We start from the raw sequence: 18,404 nt of genomic DNA, 5'->3' as shown, positions 1-18,404 counted from the left end.
TGCTGTAAAGATTTCACATTATATAAGAGATACCCATGAAGAGAGTATCTGCTTAATGAATATTCCAACAAAGTGTGAATCAGAGATAAGACAAATTGTTAATTCCTACAATTTTGCCAAGAAGCAAGGAACACAACTAATAAACAAGCTGCACTCAATATTTAATATGAATGGAGTACCTGAAGTAAAGAAATCTGATCTTGAAAAGAATGAATCAAGGGTATTTATTATTGCAGAAAGACTTGATGACTTAGCTTGTCTAGATGCAACTATGGTTGAAGAATTAATTACATCGGTAGAGCTAAAGATTGAGAAGTATATAGATATCATGAGAAATTTCATTTTAGCTAATTCTGAAGTAGCTATTCCATGGTTATCACTTCCTGGAGTTGGACTAATATCATGTACATCAATACTTGCATACATAGGTGATGGCAGCAGATTTTACACTCCAAAGCAACTGAGAAATTATGTAGGGCTGGTTCCTAGGATTGATCAGTCTGGAGATCACAATTGGCAGGGTGGTACTTCCTCATTTGGTTGTATGCCAGTAAGAAGAAATATCATGCAATGTGCATGGGCTCTTGATCATTTGAAAAGTAATTGTATTCTGAAAGATGAATGGGACAAAATAGTTAATAGAGGAAAGAGAAAGAGTAAGGTAGCAATTCATGTTGCAAATAAACTTCTCTCAATAGGCTGGAGCCTACAGAGAAGCAAGAAACTCTATGCAGGATTTGGTGATTATACAAATCTTAAAAAGAAGCTAAAGAGAGAAAAACTAGAGGGCATCGATACAAGCAGCTTCATAGAACTTGCATAATGCCCATCTGAGTTTAAATTACCAAATATAAACTCAGACTACATCTGTATTATCTTTTTTTCAACCCTAATATTTAGGGTGTGTCGTTATATCTTTTCATGACTAATATTTTTGTAATTCAACCAGAAGATTTTCACTTAAGTTTGACGATTATACATATTTTCTTATTTTGGTCTTGTCAACTGAGGACAAATAAAATAAAAGACCAAATTGTTATATTCTTAATGGAGGATGATATCTTTGATAAAGGAAAGCAGTTATATGAATTTAAGAGATATGATGACCAATCGAAGTTGTCACTTGATGATGGTAGCCGTATAATTTATATAAATGCAAAGAATAAAGGCAGAAAAGAATTAGACAATTTAATGCAAAGCCTTATATCAAGTGATTATAAGACAATGAAAGACGATGTAATTAAGGAGTGTACTATGTATTATAAGACAAGTGAAATTGGTGAAGACGAAGTTTGTGAAGCTATGCGTGAGTATGTTGCAAGAAATGCCGAAAAATCATTTAATTCTGGTAAAGCTGAAGGTAAAGCCGAAGGTAGAGTTGAAGCTTTATTAGATTTTGTTAATAAAGGCACTATTACCTTAGACTATGCATTTGAAAACTCCGGCTTACCTAAAGAAGAGTTCTTATCTATCGCAAAATCACTAGGGTACAATATTTAAAAGTTAAATGAGCAATAGCCAAAAGCTATTGCTCATTTAATAATAATTTCTTTTGAATATTCTCCTTAATAAAACTAAACAAAGAAAGAATAATGAAAACCAATAAATGAATAATAACAATAGAAGCACCTACAGGAGTTCCTAGTTGATAACTTATAGTAATGCCTACCATAAATGCTGCAAGAGAAATAGCTGCAGATAAAATAGTAACTCCCTTATATGTAGAGGAGACTCTCTTAGCACTTAAGCATGGAAAAATTATTAATGCACTAATTAGCAGGGAGCCAAGCATCCTCATTCCAAGTACTATCGTTAATGCTGAAAGAATAGCTAATAGCGTTGTATATCTATCGGCCTTTATTGATGCAGAGCGAGCAAACACAGGATCAAAGGTAACTGCATATAATCTTGGATATAAAAGGATATAAGAGAATAAAACAACTAGAGATAGTGCTATAGAAAAGTATGCATCATTCTTACCAACTGCTAATAAAGACCCAAATAAAAAGTTATTAATATCTGTATTTGTGCCTTTAACATAGCTTATCATCATCACGCCAATAGCAAGGGAGGAAGAGGATATAAGTGCAATAGCACTATCACTTCCAATCTTACTTTTTTCATTTATTCTCAATATTAGGATTGCAGCAATTACAACTACTGGTATTGTAAATATCAAAGGAGAAAATGAAAAAACAGTTGCTATAGCAAGAGCTCCAAATCCTACGTGAGATAAACCATCACCAATCATTGAAAAGCGTCTTAGTACTAAGGATACTCCTAAAAGTGATGAGCAAAGAGATACTAATAGACCAACTAATATCGCTCTCTGCATAAATGAATATGAAAACATCTCAATCATGGTGACCACTCTCCTCTAAATATCTCTTACCTACACTACTACTAAAATAATCATCCTTTGCTCCAAAGAAGAATGCTTTACCAAGGTGTAAAATTGTTGATGCACTATTAATAGCGGGATGCACATCATGTGTAACCATAATAATAGTCATTCCATCATTATTTAAATCGTCGATGGTCTTATATAGCTCAGACGATGTATGACTATCTAAGCCTGCAACAGGCTCATCTAGTAGTAATACCTTCTTTGCTGCACATAAAGCACGAGCAAGTAAAACTCTTTGCTGCTGACCACCTGAAAGAAGTGCAAATGGTTGCTTTTCTAGCCTTTTGATATCCATCTTATCCATATTCTCATAGGCTCTCTTTTTATCCTCTTTACTATAAAAGAACCTTCCCTTCAAAGAGTTTACACATCCAGATAAAACAACCTCATATACAGAAGAAGGGAAATCTCTTTGAATTTGAGAGCGTTGTGGTAAATAACCAATCTTCGATCTATCAAAAGAAAACTTAAGCTCTCCACTAAGAGGCTCATGAAGATTTAATATTGCCTTTACTAATGTTGATTTTCCAGCTCCATTATCACCAAGGATACAAAGGTAATCACCTTCTGAAACTGAAAAATCAATATTTCTTGCAACAATTTGGTCTTCATATCCAAGTGTTATATTTTTACCAGTAATTAAAGTATTCAATTAAGAGCCTCCCTCAATACATCAAGATTATTCTCCATTAAAGATATATATGTTACTCCTGCAAGCCCTTCTCTGCGGGAAACGTTATGGCATGAGTTAAACTCTAATATCTTGCACCCTGTTTCCTGGCTAACAACCTCTGAAAGCAATGTATTTGCTAGCTCCATATGCATTACAGCAGGAATATTATTCTCTTTTACATAATCAATTAATGATGCTATAGTTTTTGCACTAGCCTCACTTTCAGCCACACAGCCAGGGAATGCAGCTATATGGTCTAAGCCAAACTCATAAGCAAAGCAGGCTAAAGGGAAGCGATCTGTTACAACTAAGGTCTTACGCTCTGAATTATTTATAATTTCTTGAAAGCTATCACGTAGGATAGATAACCTTTCAATATATTCTTCTGCATTTGCTTTATAATAGCTTGAATTAGCAGGATCAAGAGAAATAGCTTCTTCATATAAATTTGAGATTATCTCAATCTCATTTGATAAGCTTGTCCAAACATGCTCATCAAAAACCTCCTCCTCTTCTTCCTCTTCACTTTGGATAATTCCCTCTTCAGATTCAATTAGTAATATTGATACATTATCAATTAGAGCAAATGTATTAACGCTATCATCTAAAGATGAAAGAATCTTCTCAACGTAGGTCTCACTCTCACCACCTGTGAAGATAAAGAGGTCAGATGACATTATTCTAATAATATCATCACTAGTTGGTTCATATGAATGACTCTCACCTCCGAAAGGTAAAATCATCCTTATATCTGCCTTATCACCAAATACTGCTCTAGCAGCATCATAACAAGGAAAATTAGTAGCAGTAATAATAAGCTTATCGTCTATTACCTCTTTTTTACTGCAGGAGAAGAGTAGTAATAAAAATAAAAGAACTAAAGTAATTTTCTTCACCTAATACCTACCCTACATTTATCACATATACAGTGAATTACCTCTTCACTATCGATAGTAAGCCCGCTATCTTCCATCGCTTTTTCAATTTGCTTAGAGGTATTTTCATCAAGGTGAATAAAGCGTCCACATTTACTGCAGGAAGCATGAATATGGTTATGACACCTTTGATTTCTAAAAATATAAAGCTTTGTTCTATTTTCTATACAGCTTTGAACAACACCTTCATTCTCAAGTGTAGTTAAAAGCCTAAAGACAGTACTCTTACCTATTTGAGTAAGATTTGAAGCAATATTTGTTGCACTTAGAGGTTCATTTTGCTTTTTTAGATATTCAATTAGAGTTGTTTTTTGCTTAGTGTTATACATCAATATGAGAATTAATCTCAAATTGATAATTTAGTCAACATAGATTTTGATAAAAAGAGCTTTTAATAATAGATAAATTATCTCTAATATCAATCTTTTAGATACTTCGATAGCATTTTTATGTTTACACAAATATTTATCTTTATGGTATTGTATTTGCATGAACACAGAAACTATTACCCTAATTGAACAAAGAAAAAGCTGCAGAGCATTTAAGAAGGAAGAGGTTTCAAAGGAAGTCCTCGATCAATTAAAGTACCTAACTCTAAGAGCGCCATCAGCAGGAAATATGGAGCTATATTCTATTATTGAAGTAACTGATAATAAAATTAAAGAAGAGCTAGCAGAGATTTGTGATAACCAGAAGATGATTGCAAACGCACCTATTGTATGGGTTTTTCTTGCTGATAATAATAAGTGGGAAAAATACTTTACCTATTCTTCCTCTGAAGAAAAATTTAATAAGCCTAGAAGAGCTACAGGACTTGGTGACATGCACCTTTGTATGCAGGATGCAATTATAGCAAGTCAAAATGCTGTTATAGCTGCTGAGGCTTTAGGCTTAGGATCATGCTTTATCGGTGATATCATAGAAAACTATGAGAGATTACAAAAGCTCTTAAGCCTTCCATCACATGCAATTCCAGCAGCAATGCTAATTATGGGATATCCATTAAATGAGAAAAAAAGCGATGCAATTACACCTCGCCCTGATACAGCTTCCGCAATATTCATGGAAAATGGTTATAAGGATTTAACAAAAGAGGATATATACTCTGAGTATAAAAAGCATCAAGCATATTTTGAAGGTAAAAAGCTTATGCCAATTGAAAATGGCACTGTAGCTGATTACTACTACAACAGAAAGTATACATCCTCATTTATGGATGAAATGAATAGAAGCGCTAAAACCTTTATCGATCGTTGGATTAACGAGCAATAGAGATAGCTCTATCAGGGAAATTGGTGATAAGACCATCAATATTCCACGATAGGCAAACCTTCATATCCTCTATCTCATTAACTGTCCAAACATTAAGTCCTACTTTATTATCAAGGTAGGACTTAACTATTTCATCTGTTAAATCATTAAAATCAGGATGGAAGTAATTAATTCCTAAAGCTTTAATAATGTGAGCCTGGTTATATAGCTTCATTCCAGAAAATAGCAAGCCTGTTTCACTAATTGTACCTAAGCGCTGAATCCTCTCAATAGAAAGCCAGTTAAAGGATGAGTATATTATATTCTTCTCTAGATCAAATTTTCTAACAAGCTCAAGAGTCTTCTCTTCTATTTCAGGATAATATACAGGAGCAGTCTTTAGCTCGATATTAGTAAACTTATCTTTATGCTCTGCCATAAATGCAAGATATTCTTCCAATGAAGGTATTGGTGTAAAACCAAACTCATCATTCTTTGTCTTTCCTGCACTTATTTTCTCAAGCTCTGCTCTAGTGTAATCAGAAACAACACCATCAAGTCCTGTTGTTCTCTTAAGTGCTTCATCATGAATAATCATAACCTGTCCATCCTTTGAAAGATGAACATCTAACTCAATTCCATCAGCACCAATCTCTATTGCTTTTCTAAAAGCTAGCATTGTATTTTCAGGATAAACTCCTGAAAAGCCTCTATGTGCAATAATTTTCATTTTTAACCTCAATTCATAAAGAAATCTAAGATATCAAGAGCAGCATTATTACTCTTTCTATAAAACTCTGTATATCCACAGTTTGTACACGATACTGCTACAAATTTCTTATTTTGAACATCAAATAGCTTAGAAAAATTACCACCAGTTGTCTGGATTGTATCTGTTACATAGTGTGTGCACCCACATTTTGGGCAAACATATTGTCTTTTTTCCATCTATATTAAAACTCCACAAAGATTATTATAATACTTTTATTGACTAGGTCCATATAATCTAACATATTTAAACGTATGGATAAATTTCAAAAGTTTATACAAGACCTATTTAAAGATAGAGCAGGCTCTGATGAGCTTTCTCTCTTTCTATCTGTATTAGGACTTATTTGTATTGTAGGAGCAGGAGCCTTTTCCTATCCATATGTTGAAGTAGTGTTAACAGCTCTTGGTGTTGCTTTTTTAGTACTAAGTATTTATAGAGTATTTTCAAAGGATAAGAGCAAAAGATATCAAGAGAACTATAAGTTTAAATCGTTATTTAACTCAAATTCGCAGAAAAAGAGTGAAAGAGAAGCTGCCAAAGCAAAGAAAAAGGCTTTAAAGGAAAAGCTTAAAACTCACGAAATGTTCTATTGTCCTAAGTGTAAAGCTTCATGCTTTGTTCCAAAGGGAAAGGGTAAAATTCGTATTACATGTCCAAAGTGCGGAGAAAAATTTATAGGAAAGACGTGATATGTTTGGATATGTAGTAATTAATAGAAAGGAGCTTACTAAGCCGGAGCTCGAAAGATATAAAGCATACTACTGTGGACTATGTACAGGTCTTGAAAAGAGCTATGGGAAAAAAGGTATTTCTCTTTTGTCTTATGATATGACATTTTTATACCTTTTACTTTCAGACCTTTATAACACAAAGGATATAACAGCGGAAAAGCGCTGTGCTGTACATCCACTTGGAAAGCATAAATACACAACTAATGAGCTAACAAGCTATGTTAGCGATATGCAAATTCTACTTTCTTATTTTTCCTTAAAGGATGATTTACTTGACAACGATAAGGCTAAGGATGAGCAAAAGCTTTTAAAGCTAGAAAGCTACATCTCACAGCTAAAAGAAAAATACCAAAGACAATATAATTGCTTATCAGAGAATCTACAAAAGATAGTAGCCCTAGAAAAGATAGATGAGGATAATATTGTAACATTATCAACTCTATCAGGTGAAATGATTAAGGAAATCTTTGCACCTAAAGAAGATATATTTTATAAGCAACTAACCTCTATAGGTAAATCTCTTGGAAGCTTTATCTATATCATGGATGCCTTTGATGATTTAAAGAAGGATATTAAAAATGGTAGCTTTAACCCTTTAAAGAAGCTTTCAAAGAAAGAGAACTTTAATGAGACAGTTAAAGATTTACTTGAATTACCTTTGTCACAAGCAGCATCAAGCTTGGAAAGATTACCTCTCGATGATAATCTTTCGATACTTAGAAATATCATATACAGTGGTGTATGGAGCAGGTTTGAGGTACTTACTAGATGAGAGATCCATATAGCGTTTTAGGCGTAAGTCCTAATGCAAGCGAAGAAGAAATAAAGAAAGCTTATAAGAAGCTTGCAAAACAATATCACCCAGATGTTACAGGAAATTCCCCTGAGGCAGAAAAAATGATGCAGGAGATTAATGCTGCATATGATGAAGTTATGAATAAAAAGAATAGCTATAATCCTTTTGAAGCCGCATCAAATAATAACAACTCCTCAGATGAACCTCTCGTCTATCAAGCAGCTCAGAATTATATTAGATATCATCGCTTTAAAGAGGCTCTTAACGCGCTTTCTCAAATCGATATTAAGGAAAGAACTGCAAAGTGGTACTACCTTAGTGCGATATGCCATGCTAATTTAGGAAATGCTACAGAAGCAACTTTAAATGCTAGAAAGGCTTGTTCCTTAGATCCAGGAAATAGTGAATATAGCAATTTATTGAATTATCTTGAGACTGGACGAAGCACATATCAGCAAACTAATAGAAGCTATGGAAACGTATATACAGGAGGTTTAGGCTCCTTCTGTCTATCATTAATAATGATGCGTTTTTGCTGCTTCTTCTGTTGCTAAATGACTTTATTATAAATATGGAGTCATAACTCTCTTAACAATTGTAGAGAGTGCTGTTGGAGCTTCCTCTAGAGTTAGCTTTGACTTTCCAAGTAAAATATCAAGATAGGCATCAGCAACTCCATTTATTACAAAGTTAATAGCGGTGTATTTCTCATTATTTTCACCGCCTTGGCTATTAAGGAAGGATATTCCTGAAAAGAAATTTACAAGGTTATCCTTCCAAGAAGCAACAAAGCTCTTTCCACCATCTATCATAATTAGCATTTTGTAATATTCAAAATCCTTACTTAAGAATTCAGAGATTCTTTTGAGAGTTTTCTCACTATCGTTAAAGAAGTTTTTATAATCCATTGACTCAAAAATAGTTCTTAGCTCATTAGTTGCATCACTTTGTATCTTCTGTAATACCTCTAAGGTACTACCATAGTGAGCATAGAAGGTACCTCTATTTATATCAGCACGATTTACTACATCTGTTATAGTAATTTTATCAAATGGCTTTTCTGCCATTAATGATAAAAGAGCATTTCTAATCAATGTCTTTGATCTTATCGATGATCTATATTCACTTCTCAATCTATTACTCCAAAATGCTTAAGAGCATCATATATACCACTTTTATCTACATCTCCGGTAATATACTTGGCAACCTTCTTAATATCGTCGCTACCATTACCCATAGCGACACCAATTCCACTATCACGAACAATCTCTATGTCGTTAGCTCCATCTCCAAAAGCCATTGAAGCTTCAATTGGTACATTGCAATGCTTTAATATTGCCATCATACCTGTAGCTTTATTAATACCTGGTAGCACTATTTCAGCACAATCATCAAGTGGGACACCCATAGTATTATCAATAATATCAAAGCTCCCTCTAAGAGCCTCTCTTACCCTTTTAACATCATGCTTTTTTGTAATAAAAATCATCTTAGTTACATTTGTTAAAACCTCTAGCTTTTCTACAGTAAAGATATTTTCTATTACAAGCAATCTTCCGTTGTAGCGCAGGAACATCCCATAAAGAACATCCTGAGCCTCCTTGGTAAGAAAGGTACCGGTATCTGTTTGCATCAATAAATGCCAATCCTCTTTCTCTGCTAAAGCTAATACCTGCTCAACCTGGCTAGTGGAGAAGAATCTTTCATAGATTCTTTCTCCATTAACAATTGAAATAGAGCCACCTGCGAAAACACCTCCATCAAAGGGAAATTCATTTAGTCTAGGGTCAAGCTCCACTGGGCTTCTACCTGTACTAAGGAAAAGTCTATGTCCCCTTTCATGGGCCTTTTTTAGTGCTAAGCGGGTACTTTCTGTAGCATTTTGTCCAAAAGGAAGAAGAGTACCATCTACATCAAAGAAGAGATATTTGCTCACAGTTCTTTACATCTCCAACCATGCTCACGAATAGCTGTTACAACCTCATCAATATGAGCTCTATCTCTAGTCTCAAGACCAAGACGAAGGATACAGTGCTTAAGGTCAATACTATCTGTCTTTCTATCATGCTCTACGTTAAATACATTTGCACCTAAGTCAGCAACAAGCTGAGAAACCTGAGAGAGCTGCTTAGGTCTATCAAATACTTCAATTTCAAGCTCGACAAGACGTGACTGCATCATGAGACCACGTGTAATAACACGAGAAAGAATTGTTACATCGATGTTACCACCACTAATTAAGCAAACGGTCTTCTTACCTTTGATATCAATCTTACCAGCTAAAAGTGCTGCAACAGGGGTTGCACCTGCTCCTTCACTAACTAGCTTTTGCTGCTCCATCAAAGTAAGAATAGCAGATGCAATTTCATCATCTGTTACTGTAACGATTTCATCTACATATTTTCTGCAATATTCAAAGGTCTTCTCACCTGGCATCTTTACTGCAATTCCATCTGCAAGGGAGGCAGCATTACTTAATGCTTCTCTTTTTCCCTTCTTTAGAGCCTCTACCATTGAAGGTGCTCCTGCAGCTTGAACGCCATAAACCTTACAGCTAGGCTTAAGTGATTTAATTGCAAAGGCAATACCACTAATTAGCCCGCCACCACCAACTGGAACAATTACAGCATCAACGCTACTTAATTGGTTTAGAATTTCAAGACCAATTGTACCCTGTCCAGCTATTACATCATCGTCATCGAATGGATGAATTAGAGTTCTTCCAGTTTCATTTGCAATCTTTAACGCACGTTCATATGCATCATCATAAACTCCAGGAACTAATACAACCTCTGCACCATAGCTTCTAGTTGCTTCTACCTTTGAAATTGGAGCACCCTCTGGAATGCAGATAACAGCAGATAGCCCTGCTCTTTGAGCTGCTAAGGCTACTCCCTGAGAGTGGTTTCCAGCTGAGCATGCAACAACACCCTTAGCTCTCTCCTCCTCAGAGAGACGAGCAATTTTGTTGTATGCTCCTCTTAGCTTAAAGGAACCTGTAAGCTGAAGATTTTCAGTTTTGAGATAAACCTCGTCATTTGGGAACATACGAGGTGCACGAATTAAATCTGTATTTCTAGCAACATCCTTAAGAGCAAATGCTGCTTGGTATAATAAATCAAGTGATAACATGGATAAACAATAGTCCAATGGTGTCTAAAAATCAACACATGATGGAATGACAAAATGGACAATAAAGAGTTATTATTAATACATGAGTAGAGAAATTTTTGCACATTTTGATGATAAATCTAGGTCCTTTAAATCAAAGGAAGGCATTACAAATTACTTTGATTCAACAACAGGCCCATACGAATATTTATTAGGAGCCCTTTCTGGCTGTTACTATTCAACACTTACAGACGTTTTAAAGGGTAGTGTTACATACGATTACTGCAATATACATGTAGAGGGTGAAAAGAGAGCTGAAACCCCAACTACGCTTGAAAGAACAAGGATGACAATTTGTGTAAAAAATCCTTCATCCTTTGAAGCTTTTAAGAATGCATGTATTGAAACAAGTAATTATTGCTCTATCTATCAGACGATAGCAAAGGTGAGCAAAATGGAGTTAATTGTTTGTCAGGAAGAATAAATAGAAAGCTAGAGATATCGCTCTTCGATTCTTTTCGAACCGCTATCCAAAGTACATATGAAAACTATTCATATCTGTTTGAAGTAAAAAAGGCTAAGGTAGCCTTCTCTCACCGTCTTGCTAGTGAGCTCGATAAAATTACTTCAAATAGATATTTAATAGATATTAATCTTCCTTTAATAAAAAATAGCTCCTCAATTCCAGAAATAATAATCCGAGAAAAGGATTTATCACCTATTATGGCTATCTTTATTGAGGAGGATTATCTAAGTACACAAAAGAAGAATGAGGCATCAAAGCTTCATGAGGAAACTGGAGCATTTACAATTGCAATATCTCTTTTAAGAGAAAGAGAATATTCATTAGTATATAGGTTTGCAGCTTCCTTTACAGATTACCTCCACCTATCAAAGCATGATTATAGTGAATCACTACTAAAGAGAATGGAAGATTCTACTCCTGATGACCAGCTTTTATTAATTCCAAATAAGCGAAGAAAGAAGAATAATTAGCTTAGTATTCCTTTACCTGTGAGCTTATCAACACCCCTCTTAAAGGCATCCTCACAGCCATTCCAAGGCTTATCCTTATTCTCGCTTTTATATTTTTGAGTCATCCACCAAACATCCTTTTGAACTCTATCTAGGTTATCATCAAGGAGCTTAGCTAAAAGCTGAAGGTACTCTAAGAGCTCAGAGCCAGAAAGCTCTGCCTTAGCACTATGTACTAAATCTAGAGTATGGTGGATACAAAAGCCCTTACTTTTTGAAAGAGAATCTTTAAAATCACGATCTTCCTTAAATAAAACAGCAAAGGTTGCTGTATATCGATCTAATCGTTTTTTCATGTAATCACATACAAGACACCCCTCCTCTCTTTTTCCAACCTCCTCCTCGAATGCGGAAAAGAGCTTTAAAGCCTTTCTTGCATTATTACTTTTACCTATTTGTGCAAATTTTTCCTTATAAACCTTTTTACTTTCCTCGTAGTAGGTATCTAAGGATAGAGCAAGAGGCTGGGCCTTATTTAAATCAGAGAGCATCTGCCAATGCTTATTGCAGTACCCCTTTTTATTTATCTCTACTCTAATCTCAGGAACCATTACAGCAGGACCAAGATAGTATTTTAAGGCATCCTCCTCGCCCTTTTTCATTAATGAACAAATTGGACACTCTGTATCCTCTTTTAAAGCATCCCATACAGGGATTGTTTCTAATACTTCTTTCATAATTAAGAATAATATCAGAGAAATAGCTGGTTTTGGAAAAATAATAAGCACTCATCTCTGAGTGCTCTAAATTTATTTTCTTCTCACTGCTTTTAGTTCGATATAGCCTCTTGAACCAATAGGTTCTAATTGAATACTAGGCTCTGAATCATCAAAAGCATAACCAAGCGGAGATGGATCATACTTTGCTATTGCAGACTTTAAGCTCATTATAGCCTCCTCATAGTCTTCCTCCTCAAAAGGCTCACCCTGGAACATTAAATATGTTGTTTTAGGTAGAGTCATTAGCTCAAAGCCCTGAGGGATATGACCTCTATATTCCATTGGTACCTCAGCACCCTGAACATATTTAGATGTTCCCTTAGGAATATATTTATCTGTTAGATATAAGCAAACAGGCTCCTTATCTATACTCTTTAATATACCCCAAACGTCACAGCCTACCTCTTCACAATAAGAGAAATACTCTTCTGCTTTAATTCCTCTCTTAACAAGAATTCTTCTCTCTGGCTTTTCAACAAGTGAAATAAAAACGTTTTTACTTTCCATTACGTCTTTTTTCTCCTTTCTATTTCGATATTTCACTCCATATGGAATGAATAAGGGTATTGGAATAGGATTAACAGAATATGCCTTTGGGTTGATATTAAACTCATTTCTAAATGCTCTCTGAAAGCCATCTACACAGCCAAAGCCAAGGTCCATGGATACCTCAGTTACACTTAAATCCTCATCGCGTAGTTTTACAGCTGCATTACTTAAACGAAGAGATCTAATATACTTCGATACAGTCATATTTGTATGCTTCACAAATATTCTGTATGAGTACCAAGGTGAGTAGCAAGCAACCTCAGATAGCTTAAGAAGAGTAATATCCTCAGAGATATGATTCTTAATGTAATCCTGCATCCTCTGAACCGCATCAACTTCTCTATCCATCCTGTTCCTCCTTACGAGAAAAAGAATACTTTTTATAATAAAAAATAAACTCGACTATTTTTGCCCACTTTCTAGCTTTAATAATTTACTCTTAACCTCTAAGCCAAAAGCAAAGCCACCATCACTATGCTTTGCTAATACTCTGTGGCAAGGGATTATTATCATAATAGGATTATTATGAAGTGCATTTCCAACAGCACGTGATGCCCTTGGATTACCAATTAATAAAGCAATATCCTTATAGGTTAAGGTCTCTCCATATGGAATTTTTGCACAGCACTGTAATACCTTTTTCTGAAAGCTAGTTAATTTCGATAAATCTAGAGGAAGGTCGAACACCTTCCTCGTCCCATCAAAGTACTCACTTAATTGACTCTTAGCACTATCTAGTAAAGGATTACTTCCTGTTAATTCCTTTTTCTCTAGTGTTACTTCTGTAATAAAGCTTTCATCCCCAGAGATAAATAATTCTCCTACAATAGTTGAAATAGAAGTAGTCATATTAACGCATTAAAGCAATTGCAGTTAGATTATCACCTGAGATATCATTTGTCTTTGCAAAGCCTCTTGCTAGATATGTTAGCTTTGCACTTTGCTCTAATACTTCCATTCTATCAAACGCAGATAGTAAGGTTTTACCTATTGTTAATGCTCCATGGTTTTCAAGGAGTAAAGCACAGCTACTTTTTGCATAATCACTTACCTTATCAGCTAGAGCCTTTGTACCCATTAACTCATATGGAACCTTTACAACCTCATTTAAAAGATAGTAGGTCTCTGCAATTATATGAGTATCAATCTTCTCATCGAGCGCTGAAAATAGTGATGCAAAGGTTGGATGAGAGTGTACAACAGCACATACATCTGTCTTTAAATATATCTCTCGGTGCATCTCACTTTCGATACTTAGCTTATAGCTTGTTATAATCTGCTCACCTGTTTTTACATTTAAGATAGCTATATCCTCAAAGGTAAGTGAATCCTTATCCTTTCCAGATGGGGTAATAAACATATAATCCCCACTACGCATTGATACATTTCCACCAGTTGCTGTGGTTAGTCCTCTTTTATAGAGTCTACCCATTGTAGAAGCAACAAGAGCTCTTTCTTCTTTAAATTCCATAGCTTAGATAATATCATAAAACAATTTGTAAAAGAACCTCGATTAAGCATTTGGAACAAAAGAGGTGTAGAAACGAATTATCCTTTGATGTAGAATGAGTTTCAAACGCAGGAGATATCATTACTATGAGAATGTCTAATATGTTTTCAAGGACTTTGAGAGAAGCTCCAAATGGTGCTGATTGCAAAGGCTATGAATACCTACTAAGAGCAGGTTATATACGTCAATTGGGTGCAGGTATTTTCTCACTCTTACCACTCGGCTTTAAGGCTACAACAAAGATTGAGAATATTATCCGTGAGGAAATGGATAAAATTGGTGCTCAAGAAATTTTAATGCCAGTTGTTAATACAGCAGATATTTGGAAGGAAACTGGTAGATACTACTCAATCGATAAAGAGATGAGTCGCTTCGAGGATCGTGCAGGTAGAGATATGGTACTTGCTATGACACATGAAGAGGCAGTAACAGATCTTGCTAGAACAGAAATTGATTCATACAAACGCCTTCCTCTATTGGTTTATCAAATCCAGACAAAGTGGCGTGATGATCCACGTCCAAGAGCAGGATTAATCAGAGTAAGAGAGTTTACAATGAAGGACTCCTACTCCTTTGATAAGGACCAGGAGGGTCTAGATAAGGTTTATAGAGATCACTATAAGGCTTACTTCAGAATCTTCTCCCGTTGTGGTCTTCCTGCAATTGCAGTTGGTGCCGATTCAGGTATGATGGGTGGTAAGGTATCTCATGAATATATGTACCTCTCTCCTATTGGTGAGGATACTATCATCACATGTAAGCACTGTGGATATACAGCTAATAGACAGGTTGCATCCTTTAAGAAGGAGTACTTCAAGGAGGAGGAAAAGCCTCTTGAGAAGATTGTAACTCCAGGTGCAAAGACTATTGATGATTTAACTGCCCTATTAAATATTGAAGCTAGACAAACAGCTAAAGCAGTATTTATGGTAGGAACCTTTATCAACGATAAAACTGGTGAAGAAAAGGATAAGCTTATCGTTGCTATCATCAGAGGCGATATGGATGTTGAGGAGAGTAAGCTTTCTAATGCAGCTAAAGCTAACTCAATTCGTCCAGCACATGAGGAAGAAATTACAGCATGTGGAATTGTTCCAGGCTTTGGCTCTCCTATTGGAGCTAAAGGCGATATGATTACAATCATTGATGACTCTGTTGCATATTCAAATAACTTAGTTGCTGGAGCAAATGAAGCTGGCTACCACTATCTCAACACAAACTATGGTCGTGATTACGATGGAATTATTGCAGATATTGCATCTGCTCGTGACGGATATATCTGTCCTGATTGTGGTGAAAAGCTCACCGCTAGTAAGGGTGTTGAAATTGGTAACATCTTCCAGCTTGGTACAAGATACTCTGCCGCAATGAATTGCTTCTACACAGCAGAGGATGGTTCTAAGAAGCCTGTTATCATGGGCTCATATGGTATTGGTGTTGGCAGACTCCTTGCTTGTCTTGCTGAAGAGTATAACGATGACAAGGGTCTTAAGCTCCCTGTTTCTGTTGCACCATACCAAGTACACTTAATTTCACTTGTTAAGGATACTCAAATTGGTGAGGACCTATATAAGGAGCTTCAGGACGCAGGTATTGATGTTCTTTATGATGATAGAAAGGAATCTGCGGGTGTTAAGTTTGCTGATGCAGATATCATTGGTATTCCAATAAGAATTACTATTGGTAACCGCTCTCTCAAGGAAGGAAAGGTTGAGGTTAAGATTAGAGAGACCGATGAGACAACTTCATTCCTACTCTCTGACTTAGTTGATGAAGTAAAGCAAACAATTGCTAAGCTTCAAAAAGAAATCGATGATAATATCGTTGAAAAAGAATTAAACTAATAAAATTAATGGGACTGAGCAAATGCTTGGTCCCTTTTCTTACCTAAGAATTGATTATCAAAACTTCTAATATTTTTATTCCCACACTGAATTTAAAAATCTGCTATATTCGATAATCGATATTATATTCAAGGTATAATATTTCTTAATTATGGGGGAATATTATGAAAAAGAATTTACTGTAAAATGGGACAATGGTGATAAAGCAGGTGGTATTGCGGGTTATTTTGTTTATGAAGGGAAACACTCAATAGAAAAAATTACAGCATATAGAGACTTTGGTGGGATAGTTGGTGCCTCCAATACAGTTAATTACATAAAAAATAATACAGCTGATAACATTACTTTACTAATCAATAATGAAAATAATTATAAAAATTATAATTCGATTGAAACACACTTAGTTTCAGGAATAGTTGGAAGAATTATTACTAATGGTGTTATAGATCCATCTAACAAAGCAACCAATGTTAGCATTTCAATATTAGAGTTAAAGTAATTATTTATAATATATTGATATCTTCCCTATATAATTTCATAGGGAAGATTTTTAGTTACAACATCTCGAACATTCAGAGAGCATTTTAAGGCCAGGATTATAAGCTTTAAATACTCTTTGAACATTAAGCTCATCATCAAGAAGGATTAAATCAGCTCGTAAACCTTTTTTAATCTGACCTCTATCACTTAATCCAAGTACTTTTGCTGGATTTAAGCTTGATGATACAAATAATTCTGGTATAGTTAATACACTTCTTTTAACAAGATTTTTTCCAGTTTCAGTTATTAAACAAGCAGAACCAATAAGTACATTATTATCACTGTAATAGCATGCTTTTCCATCACTATAAATATCTTTTCCAAGATATTTTCCTTTTCCCGCACCGAGCCCGCAAAAACTCATTCCATCAGAAATTAAGCAATGTCTATTAGGCTTAATAGTTGATAAAGTAAAATCAACTAAATCTAAATCCACATGAACACCATCACAAATTAGTTCATATGTTGCTTCTTTATCAACAAAAGGATAAAGCGCAATGCCTGGCTTTTTATGATCTAATCCTCTTTGAGCATTATATAGATGTGTTATATGGACACCTGAATAATTAGATGCAGTTGTATAATCTGTCATAGAGTGTCCAAAAGCAACTCTTACTTTATTTTGGTTTAGTATTTTTATTATTTCATCAGCACCTTCAAGCTCGGGTGCAACAGTCATTACTCGTACTATTGGTTTACCATCTACTTTATAAGATAATATCTCATTAAGATAAGAAATATTTGGCTTTGAAATACTATCAATTGGAAGACCACCTTTCTTCTCTGGATTAATAAAAGGTCCTTCAAAATATACACCTGCAACATGCTCTGCTAGATATGATGAAGCTTCAAGATAAGTTTTCATCTTCTCTAACATTGATAATGAGCAACATGTAGCTAAATTAAAAGTCGTAATACCTTTACTTTCTAAAAAGGAAACCATGGACGCAAGGTTTTCTTGAGTGATATTTAAATCAGAGCCATAACCTCCAGCTCCATGAATATGCATATCGATAAAACCAGGAGCAAGGTACATTCCATTAGCATCAATTACCTCTCCTTGTGCCTCTCCTCCTATATCCATAATTATTCCATCGATTACTAATAAAGAAGAGTTTTCTACAATCGTATCTTTTAAAACTATTTTTGCATTAATGATTGAATATTTATCCATATAAAAATAATAACACATTTTGTTTTTTTAAGACTAATAGATTAAGAAGAATACAAAAGGAGTAACAGATACCCAATTATTCCTTTTTGTTCATTTTAGAGATTGAATCCTAAACGTGAAGCGGTAGAAAAGAATTCATCTCTTGATAAACCTGAACTTTTAATTGCTAAGTCTAGTGGGATATTACCACTAATAATAAGAGAAGCTAAAGAATTTACACTTCCCTCAGTTTTACCATTATTAAAAGATTCATCTGCACGCTTTCTAGCATAATTTTCTGCATAATTCTGTACAGCTTCACATACATGATCTTCACCTTCTACTGTTGTTGGATATTTTTCTTCTTGCAAGATGTCT

At 34.9% G+C, this 18,404-nt stretch carries 25 protein-coding genes; 10 read left to right on the top strand and 15 right to left on the bottom strand.

Annotated features, from left to right (window positions below):
- Both FYJ80_RS04985 and FYJ80_RS04980 read left to right on the top strand, forming a co-directional pair.
- A partial coding sequence (locus tag FYJ80_RS04985) for a transposase (protein ID WP_206360969.1) occupies positions 1–823 on the top strand: 823 nt, incomplete at its 5' end.
- Between the two features lie 224 nt (positions 824–1,047).
- Positions 1,048–1,500: a hypothetical protein gene (locus FYJ80_RS04980; RefSeq protein WP_154425100.1), complete on the top strand. Its 453-nt coding sequence runs from the start codon at positions 1,048–1,050 to the stop codon at positions 1,498–1,500.
- A gap of 25 nt (positions 1,501–1,525) precedes the next feature.
- Here the strand turns inward: FYJ80_RS04980 and FYJ80_RS04975 are convergent, their stop codons facing one another.
- The 4 genes from FYJ80_RS04975 to FYJ80_RS04960 are packed head-to-tail and all read right to left on the bottom strand — an operon-like array spanning position 1,526 to position 4,365.
- The gene (locus FYJ80_RS04975; protein ID WP_154425099.1) at positions 1,526–2,362 is read right to left on the bottom strand and encodes a metal ABC transporter permease; all 837 of its coding nucleotides are present in this window, start codon (positions 2,360–2,362) and stop codon (positions 1,526–1,528) included.
- Complete coding sequence (locus tag FYJ80_RS04970) at positions 2,355–3,059, bottom strand: metal ABC transporter ATP-binding protein (protein WP_154425098.1); 705 nt, start codon at positions 3,057–3,059, stop codon at positions 2,355–2,357. The genes FYJ80_RS04975 and FYJ80_RS04970 overlap by 8 nt, the downstream gene beginning before the upstream one ends.
- Positions 3,056–3,976 (bottom strand): metal ABC transporter substrate-binding protein, encoded by a 921-nt coding sequence (locus FYJ80_RS04965; RefSeq protein ID WP_154425097.1) that lies wholly within the window; start codon positions 3,974–3,976, stop codon positions 3,056–3,058. Before FYJ80_RS04965 ends, FYJ80_RS04970 begins: the two co-directional genes overlap by 4 nt.
- The gene (locus FYJ80_RS04960) at positions 3,973–4,365 is read right to left on the bottom strand and encodes a Fur family transcriptional regulator (RefSeq protein WP_154425096.1); all 393 of its coding nucleotides are present in this window, start codon (positions 4,363–4,365) and stop codon (positions 3,973–3,975) included. Before FYJ80_RS04960 ends, FYJ80_RS04965 begins: the two co-directional genes overlap by 4 nt.
- A 139-nt stretch (positions 4,366–4,504) precedes the next feature.
- Here FYJ80_RS04960 and FYJ80_RS04955 point away from each other — a divergent pair, with 139 nt between their 5' ends.
- Complete coding sequence (locus FYJ80_RS04955; RefSeq protein ID WP_154425095.1) at positions 4,505–5,287, top strand: nitroreductase family protein; 783 nt, start codon at positions 4,505–4,507, stop codon at positions 5,285–5,287.
- On the opposite strand, the gene FYJ80_RS04950 is transcribed toward FYJ80_RS04955, so the two are convergent.
- A complete protein-coding gene (locus FYJ80_RS04950) occupies positions 5,274–5,996 on the bottom strand; it encodes a glycerophosphodiester phosphodiesterase (RefSeq protein ID WP_154425094.1) in 723 nt (240 codons plus the stop codon). The genes FYJ80_RS04955 and FYJ80_RS04950 overlap by 14 nt on opposite strands.
- Positions 5,997–6,004: 8 nt before the next feature.
- Positions 6,005–6,214 carry a zinc ribbon domain-containing protein gene (locus FYJ80_RS04945; protein ID WP_154425093.1) on the bottom strand — a complete coding sequence of 70 codons (210 nt, stop codon included), beginning with the start codon at positions 6,212–6,214 and terminating at the stop codon, positions 6,005–6,007.
- Positions 6,215–6,289: 75 nt separating this feature from the next.
- Between FYJ80_RS04945 and FYJ80_RS04940 the strand changes: the two genes are divergently transcribed.
- From FYJ80_RS04940 to FYJ80_RS12050, 3 genes are read left to right on the top strand one after another with little or no spacing between them, the layout of a single operon-like run.
- The gene (locus FYJ80_RS04940; protein WP_154425092.1) at positions 6,290–6,727 is read left to right on the top strand and encodes a hypothetical protein; all 438 of its coding nucleotides are present in this window, start codon (positions 6,290–6,292) and stop codon (positions 6,725–6,727) included.
- A gap of 1 nt (position 6,728) precedes the next feature.
- Positions 6,729–7,541 (top strand): DUF5685 family protein, encoded by an 813-nt coding sequence (locus tag FYJ80_RS04935; RefSeq protein WP_154425091.1) that lies wholly within the window; start codon positions 6,729–6,731, stop codon positions 7,539–7,541.
- A complete protein-coding gene (locus FYJ80_RS12050; protein ID WP_154425090.1) occupies positions 7,538–8,119 on the top strand; it encodes a J domain-containing protein in 582 nt (193 codons plus the stop codon). Before FYJ80_RS04935 ends, FYJ80_RS12050 begins: the two co-directional genes overlap by 4 nt.
- Before the next feature lie 9 nt (positions 8,120–8,128).
- Here the strand turns inward: FYJ80_RS12050 and FYJ80_RS04925 are convergent, their stop codons facing one another.
- The 3 genes from FYJ80_RS04925 to ilvA are packed head-to-tail and all read right to left on the bottom strand — an operon-like array spanning position 8,129 to position 10,697.
- The gene (locus FYJ80_RS04925; RefSeq protein WP_154425089.1) at positions 8,129–8,698 is read right to left on the bottom strand and encodes a TetR/AcrR family transcriptional regulator; all 570 of its coding nucleotides are present in this window, start codon (positions 8,696–8,698) and stop codon (positions 8,129–8,131) included.
- Positions 8,695–9,501, bottom strand: coding sequence for an HAD family hydrolase (locus FYJ80_RS04920; protein WP_154425088.1), 807 nt, complete (start codon positions 9,499–9,501; stop codon positions 8,695–8,697). Before FYJ80_RS04920 ends, FYJ80_RS04925 begins: the two co-directional genes overlap by 4 nt.
- Positions 9,498–10,697: a threonine ammonia-lyase gene (ilvA, locus tag FYJ80_RS04915; RefSeq protein ID WP_154425087.1), complete on the bottom strand. Its 1,200-nt coding sequence runs from the start codon at positions 10,695–10,697 to the stop codon at positions 9,498–9,500. The genes FYJ80_RS04920 and ilvA overlap by 4 nt, the downstream gene beginning before the upstream one ends.
- 82 nt (positions 10,698–10,779) lie before the next feature.
- Here ilvA and FYJ80_RS04910 point away from each other — a divergent pair, with 82 nt between their 5' ends.
- Together FYJ80_RS04910 and FYJ80_RS04905 are read left to right on the top strand one after the other, a co-directional pair.
- A complete protein-coding gene (locus FYJ80_RS04910) occupies positions 10,780–11,160 on the top strand; it encodes an OsmC family protein (RefSeq protein WP_154425086.1) in 381 nt (126 codons plus the stop codon).
- Positions 11,145–11,672, top strand: a complete 528-nt coding sequence (locus FYJ80_RS04905; protein ID WP_154425085.1) for a hypothetical protein — start codon at positions 11,145–11,147, stop codon at positions 11,670–11,672. The genes FYJ80_RS04910 and FYJ80_RS04905 overlap by 16 nt, the downstream gene beginning before the upstream one ends.
- Here FYJ80_RS04905 and FYJ80_RS04900 read toward each other — a convergent pair.
- The 4 genes from FYJ80_RS04900 to FYJ80_RS04885 all read right to left on the bottom strand — a co-directional run bounded on the left by FYJ80_RS04900 (position 11,669) and on the right by FYJ80_RS04885 (position 14,450).
- Positions 11,669–12,388 carry a DUF6062 family protein gene (locus tag FYJ80_RS04900; RefSeq protein ID WP_154425084.1) on the bottom strand — a complete coding sequence of 240 codons (720 nt, stop codon included), beginning with the start codon at positions 12,386–12,388 and terminating at the stop codon, positions 11,669–11,671. The genes FYJ80_RS04905 and FYJ80_RS04900 overlap by 4 nt on opposite strands.
- A gap of 72 nt (positions 12,389–12,460) precedes the next feature.
- Positions 12,461–13,327 carry a helix-turn-helix transcriptional regulator gene (locus FYJ80_RS04895; RefSeq protein ID WP_154425083.1) on the bottom strand — a complete coding sequence of 289 codons (867 nt, stop codon included), beginning with the start codon at positions 13,325–13,327 and terminating at the stop codon, positions 12,461–12,463.
- Positions 13,328–13,381: 54 nt separating this feature from the next.
- Positions 13,382–13,828, bottom strand: coding sequence for a methylated-DNA--[protein]-cysteine S-methyltransferase (locus FYJ80_RS04890; protein WP_154425082.1), 447 nt, complete (start codon positions 13,826–13,828; stop codon positions 13,382–13,384).
- Between the two features lies 1 nt (position 13,829).
- The gene (locus tag FYJ80_RS04885) at positions 13,830–14,450 is read right to left on the bottom strand and encodes a class II aldolase/adducin family protein (RefSeq protein WP_154425081.1); all 621 of its coding nucleotides are present in this window, start codon (positions 14,448–14,450) and stop codon (positions 13,830–13,832) included.
- A gap of 125 nt (positions 14,451–14,575) precedes the next feature.
- On the opposite strand from FYJ80_RS04885, the gene FYJ80_RS04880 reads away from it, so the two are divergent.
- Entirely contained in the window at positions 14,576–16,333 is a 1,758-nt protein-coding gene (locus tag FYJ80_RS04880; RefSeq protein ID WP_154425080.1) for a proline--tRNA ligase, read from the top strand.
- A 151-nt stretch (positions 16,334–16,484) separates the two neighbouring features.
- Complete coding sequence (locus FYJ80_RS04875) at positions 16,485–16,832, top strand: hypothetical protein (protein WP_154425079.1); 348 nt, start codon at positions 16,485–16,487, stop codon at positions 16,830–16,832.
- A gap of 51 nt (positions 16,833–16,883) precedes the next feature.
- Here the strand turns inward: FYJ80_RS04875 and FYJ80_RS04870 are convergent, their stop codons facing one another.
- Both FYJ80_RS04870 and FYJ80_RS04865 read right to left on the bottom strand, forming a co-directional pair.
- Positions 16,884–18,047, bottom strand: coding sequence for an N-acetylglucosamine-6-phosphate deacetylase (locus FYJ80_RS04870; RefSeq protein WP_206360968.1), 1,164 nt, complete (start codon positions 18,045–18,047; stop codon positions 16,884–16,886).
- A gap of 95 nt (positions 18,048–18,142) precedes the next feature.
- A complete protein-coding gene (locus FYJ80_RS04865; protein WP_154425077.1) occupies positions 18,143–18,397 on the bottom strand; it encodes a hypothetical protein in 255 nt (84 codons plus the stop codon).
- Between the last annotated feature and the right edge of the window lie 7 nt (positions 18,398–18,404).

The sequence above is a fragment of the Bullifex porci genome (assembly GCF_009695635.1).
In the GTDB taxonomy this organism is placed as follows: Bacteria; Spirochaetota; Spirochaetia; order Sphaerochaetales; family Sphaerochaetaceae; genus Bullifex; species Bullifex porci.
The sequence above is the reverse complement of the archived record's forward strand: the minus strand, read 5'-3'. Positions and strand labels throughout refer to the sequence as shown.

Excerpts from the sequence above, each read along its gene's own strand:
- FYJ80_RS04980 (WP_154425100.1), top strand. The coding sequence starts at position 1,048 with ATGGAGGATGATATCTTTGATAAAGGAAAGCAGTTATATGAATTTAAG.
- FYJ80_RS04975 (WP_154425099.1), bottom strand. The coding sequence starts at position 2,362 with ATGATTGAGATGTTTTCATATTCATTTATGCAGAGAGCGATATTAGTT.
- FYJ80_RS04955 (WP_154425095.1), top strand. The coding sequence starts at position 4,505 with ATGAACACAGAAACTATTACCCTAATTGAACAAAGAAAAAGCTGCAGA.
- FYJ80_RS04950 (WP_154425094.1), bottom strand. The coding sequence starts at position 5,996 with ATGAAAATTATTGCACATAGAGGCTTTTCAGGAGTTTATCCTGAAAAT.
- FYJ80_RS04945 (WP_154425093.1), bottom strand. The coding sequence starts at position 6,214 with ATGGAAAAAAGACAATATGTTTGCCCAAAATGTGGGTGCACACACTAT.
- FYJ80_RS04940 (WP_154425092.1), top strand. The coding sequence starts at position 6,290 with ATGGATAAATTTCAAAAGTTTATACAAGACCTATTTAAAGATAGAGCA.
- FYJ80_RS04935 (WP_154425091.1), top strand. The coding sequence starts at position 6,729 with ATGTTTGGATATGTAGTAATTAATAGAAAGGAGCTTACTAAGCCGGAG.
- FYJ80_RS12050 (WP_154425090.1), top strand. The coding sequence starts at position 7,538 with ATGAGAGATCCATATAGCGTTTTAGGCGTAAGTCCTAATGCAAGCGAA.
- ilvA (WP_154425087.1), bottom strand. The coding sequence starts at position 10,697 with ATGTTATCACTTGATTTATTATACCAAGCAGCATTTGCTCTTAAGGAT.
- FYJ80_RS04910 (WP_154425086.1), top strand. The coding sequence starts at position 10,780 with ATGAGTAGAGAAATTTTTGCACATTTTGATGATAAATCTAGGTCCTTT.
- FYJ80_RS04900 (WP_154425084.1), bottom strand. The coding sequence starts at position 12,388 with ATGAAAGAAGTATTAGAAACAATCCCTGTATGGGATGCTTTAAAAGAG.
- FYJ80_RS04895 (WP_154425083.1), bottom strand. The coding sequence starts at position 13,327 with ATGGATAGAGAAGTTGATGCGGTTCAGAGGATGCAGGATTACATTAAG.
- FYJ80_RS04890 (WP_154425082.1), bottom strand. The coding sequence starts at position 13,828 with ATGACTACTTCTATTTCAACTATTGTAGGAGAATTATTTATCTCTGGG.
- FYJ80_RS04885 (WP_154425081.1), bottom strand. The coding sequence starts at position 14,450 with ATGGAATTTAAAGAAGAAAGAGCTCTTGTTGCTTCTACAATGGGTAGA.
- FYJ80_RS04880 (WP_154425080.1), top strand. The coding sequence starts at position 14,576 with ATGAGAATGTCTAATATGTTTTCAAGGACTTTGAGAGAAGCTCCAAAT.
- FYJ80_RS04875 (WP_154425079.1), top strand. The coding sequence starts at position 16,485 with ATGGGGGAATATTATGAAAAAGAATTTACTGTAAAATGGGACAATGGT.
- FYJ80_RS04870 (WP_206360968.1), bottom strand. The coding sequence starts at position 18,047 with ATGGATAAATATTCAATCATTAATGCAAAAATAGTTTTAAAAGATACG.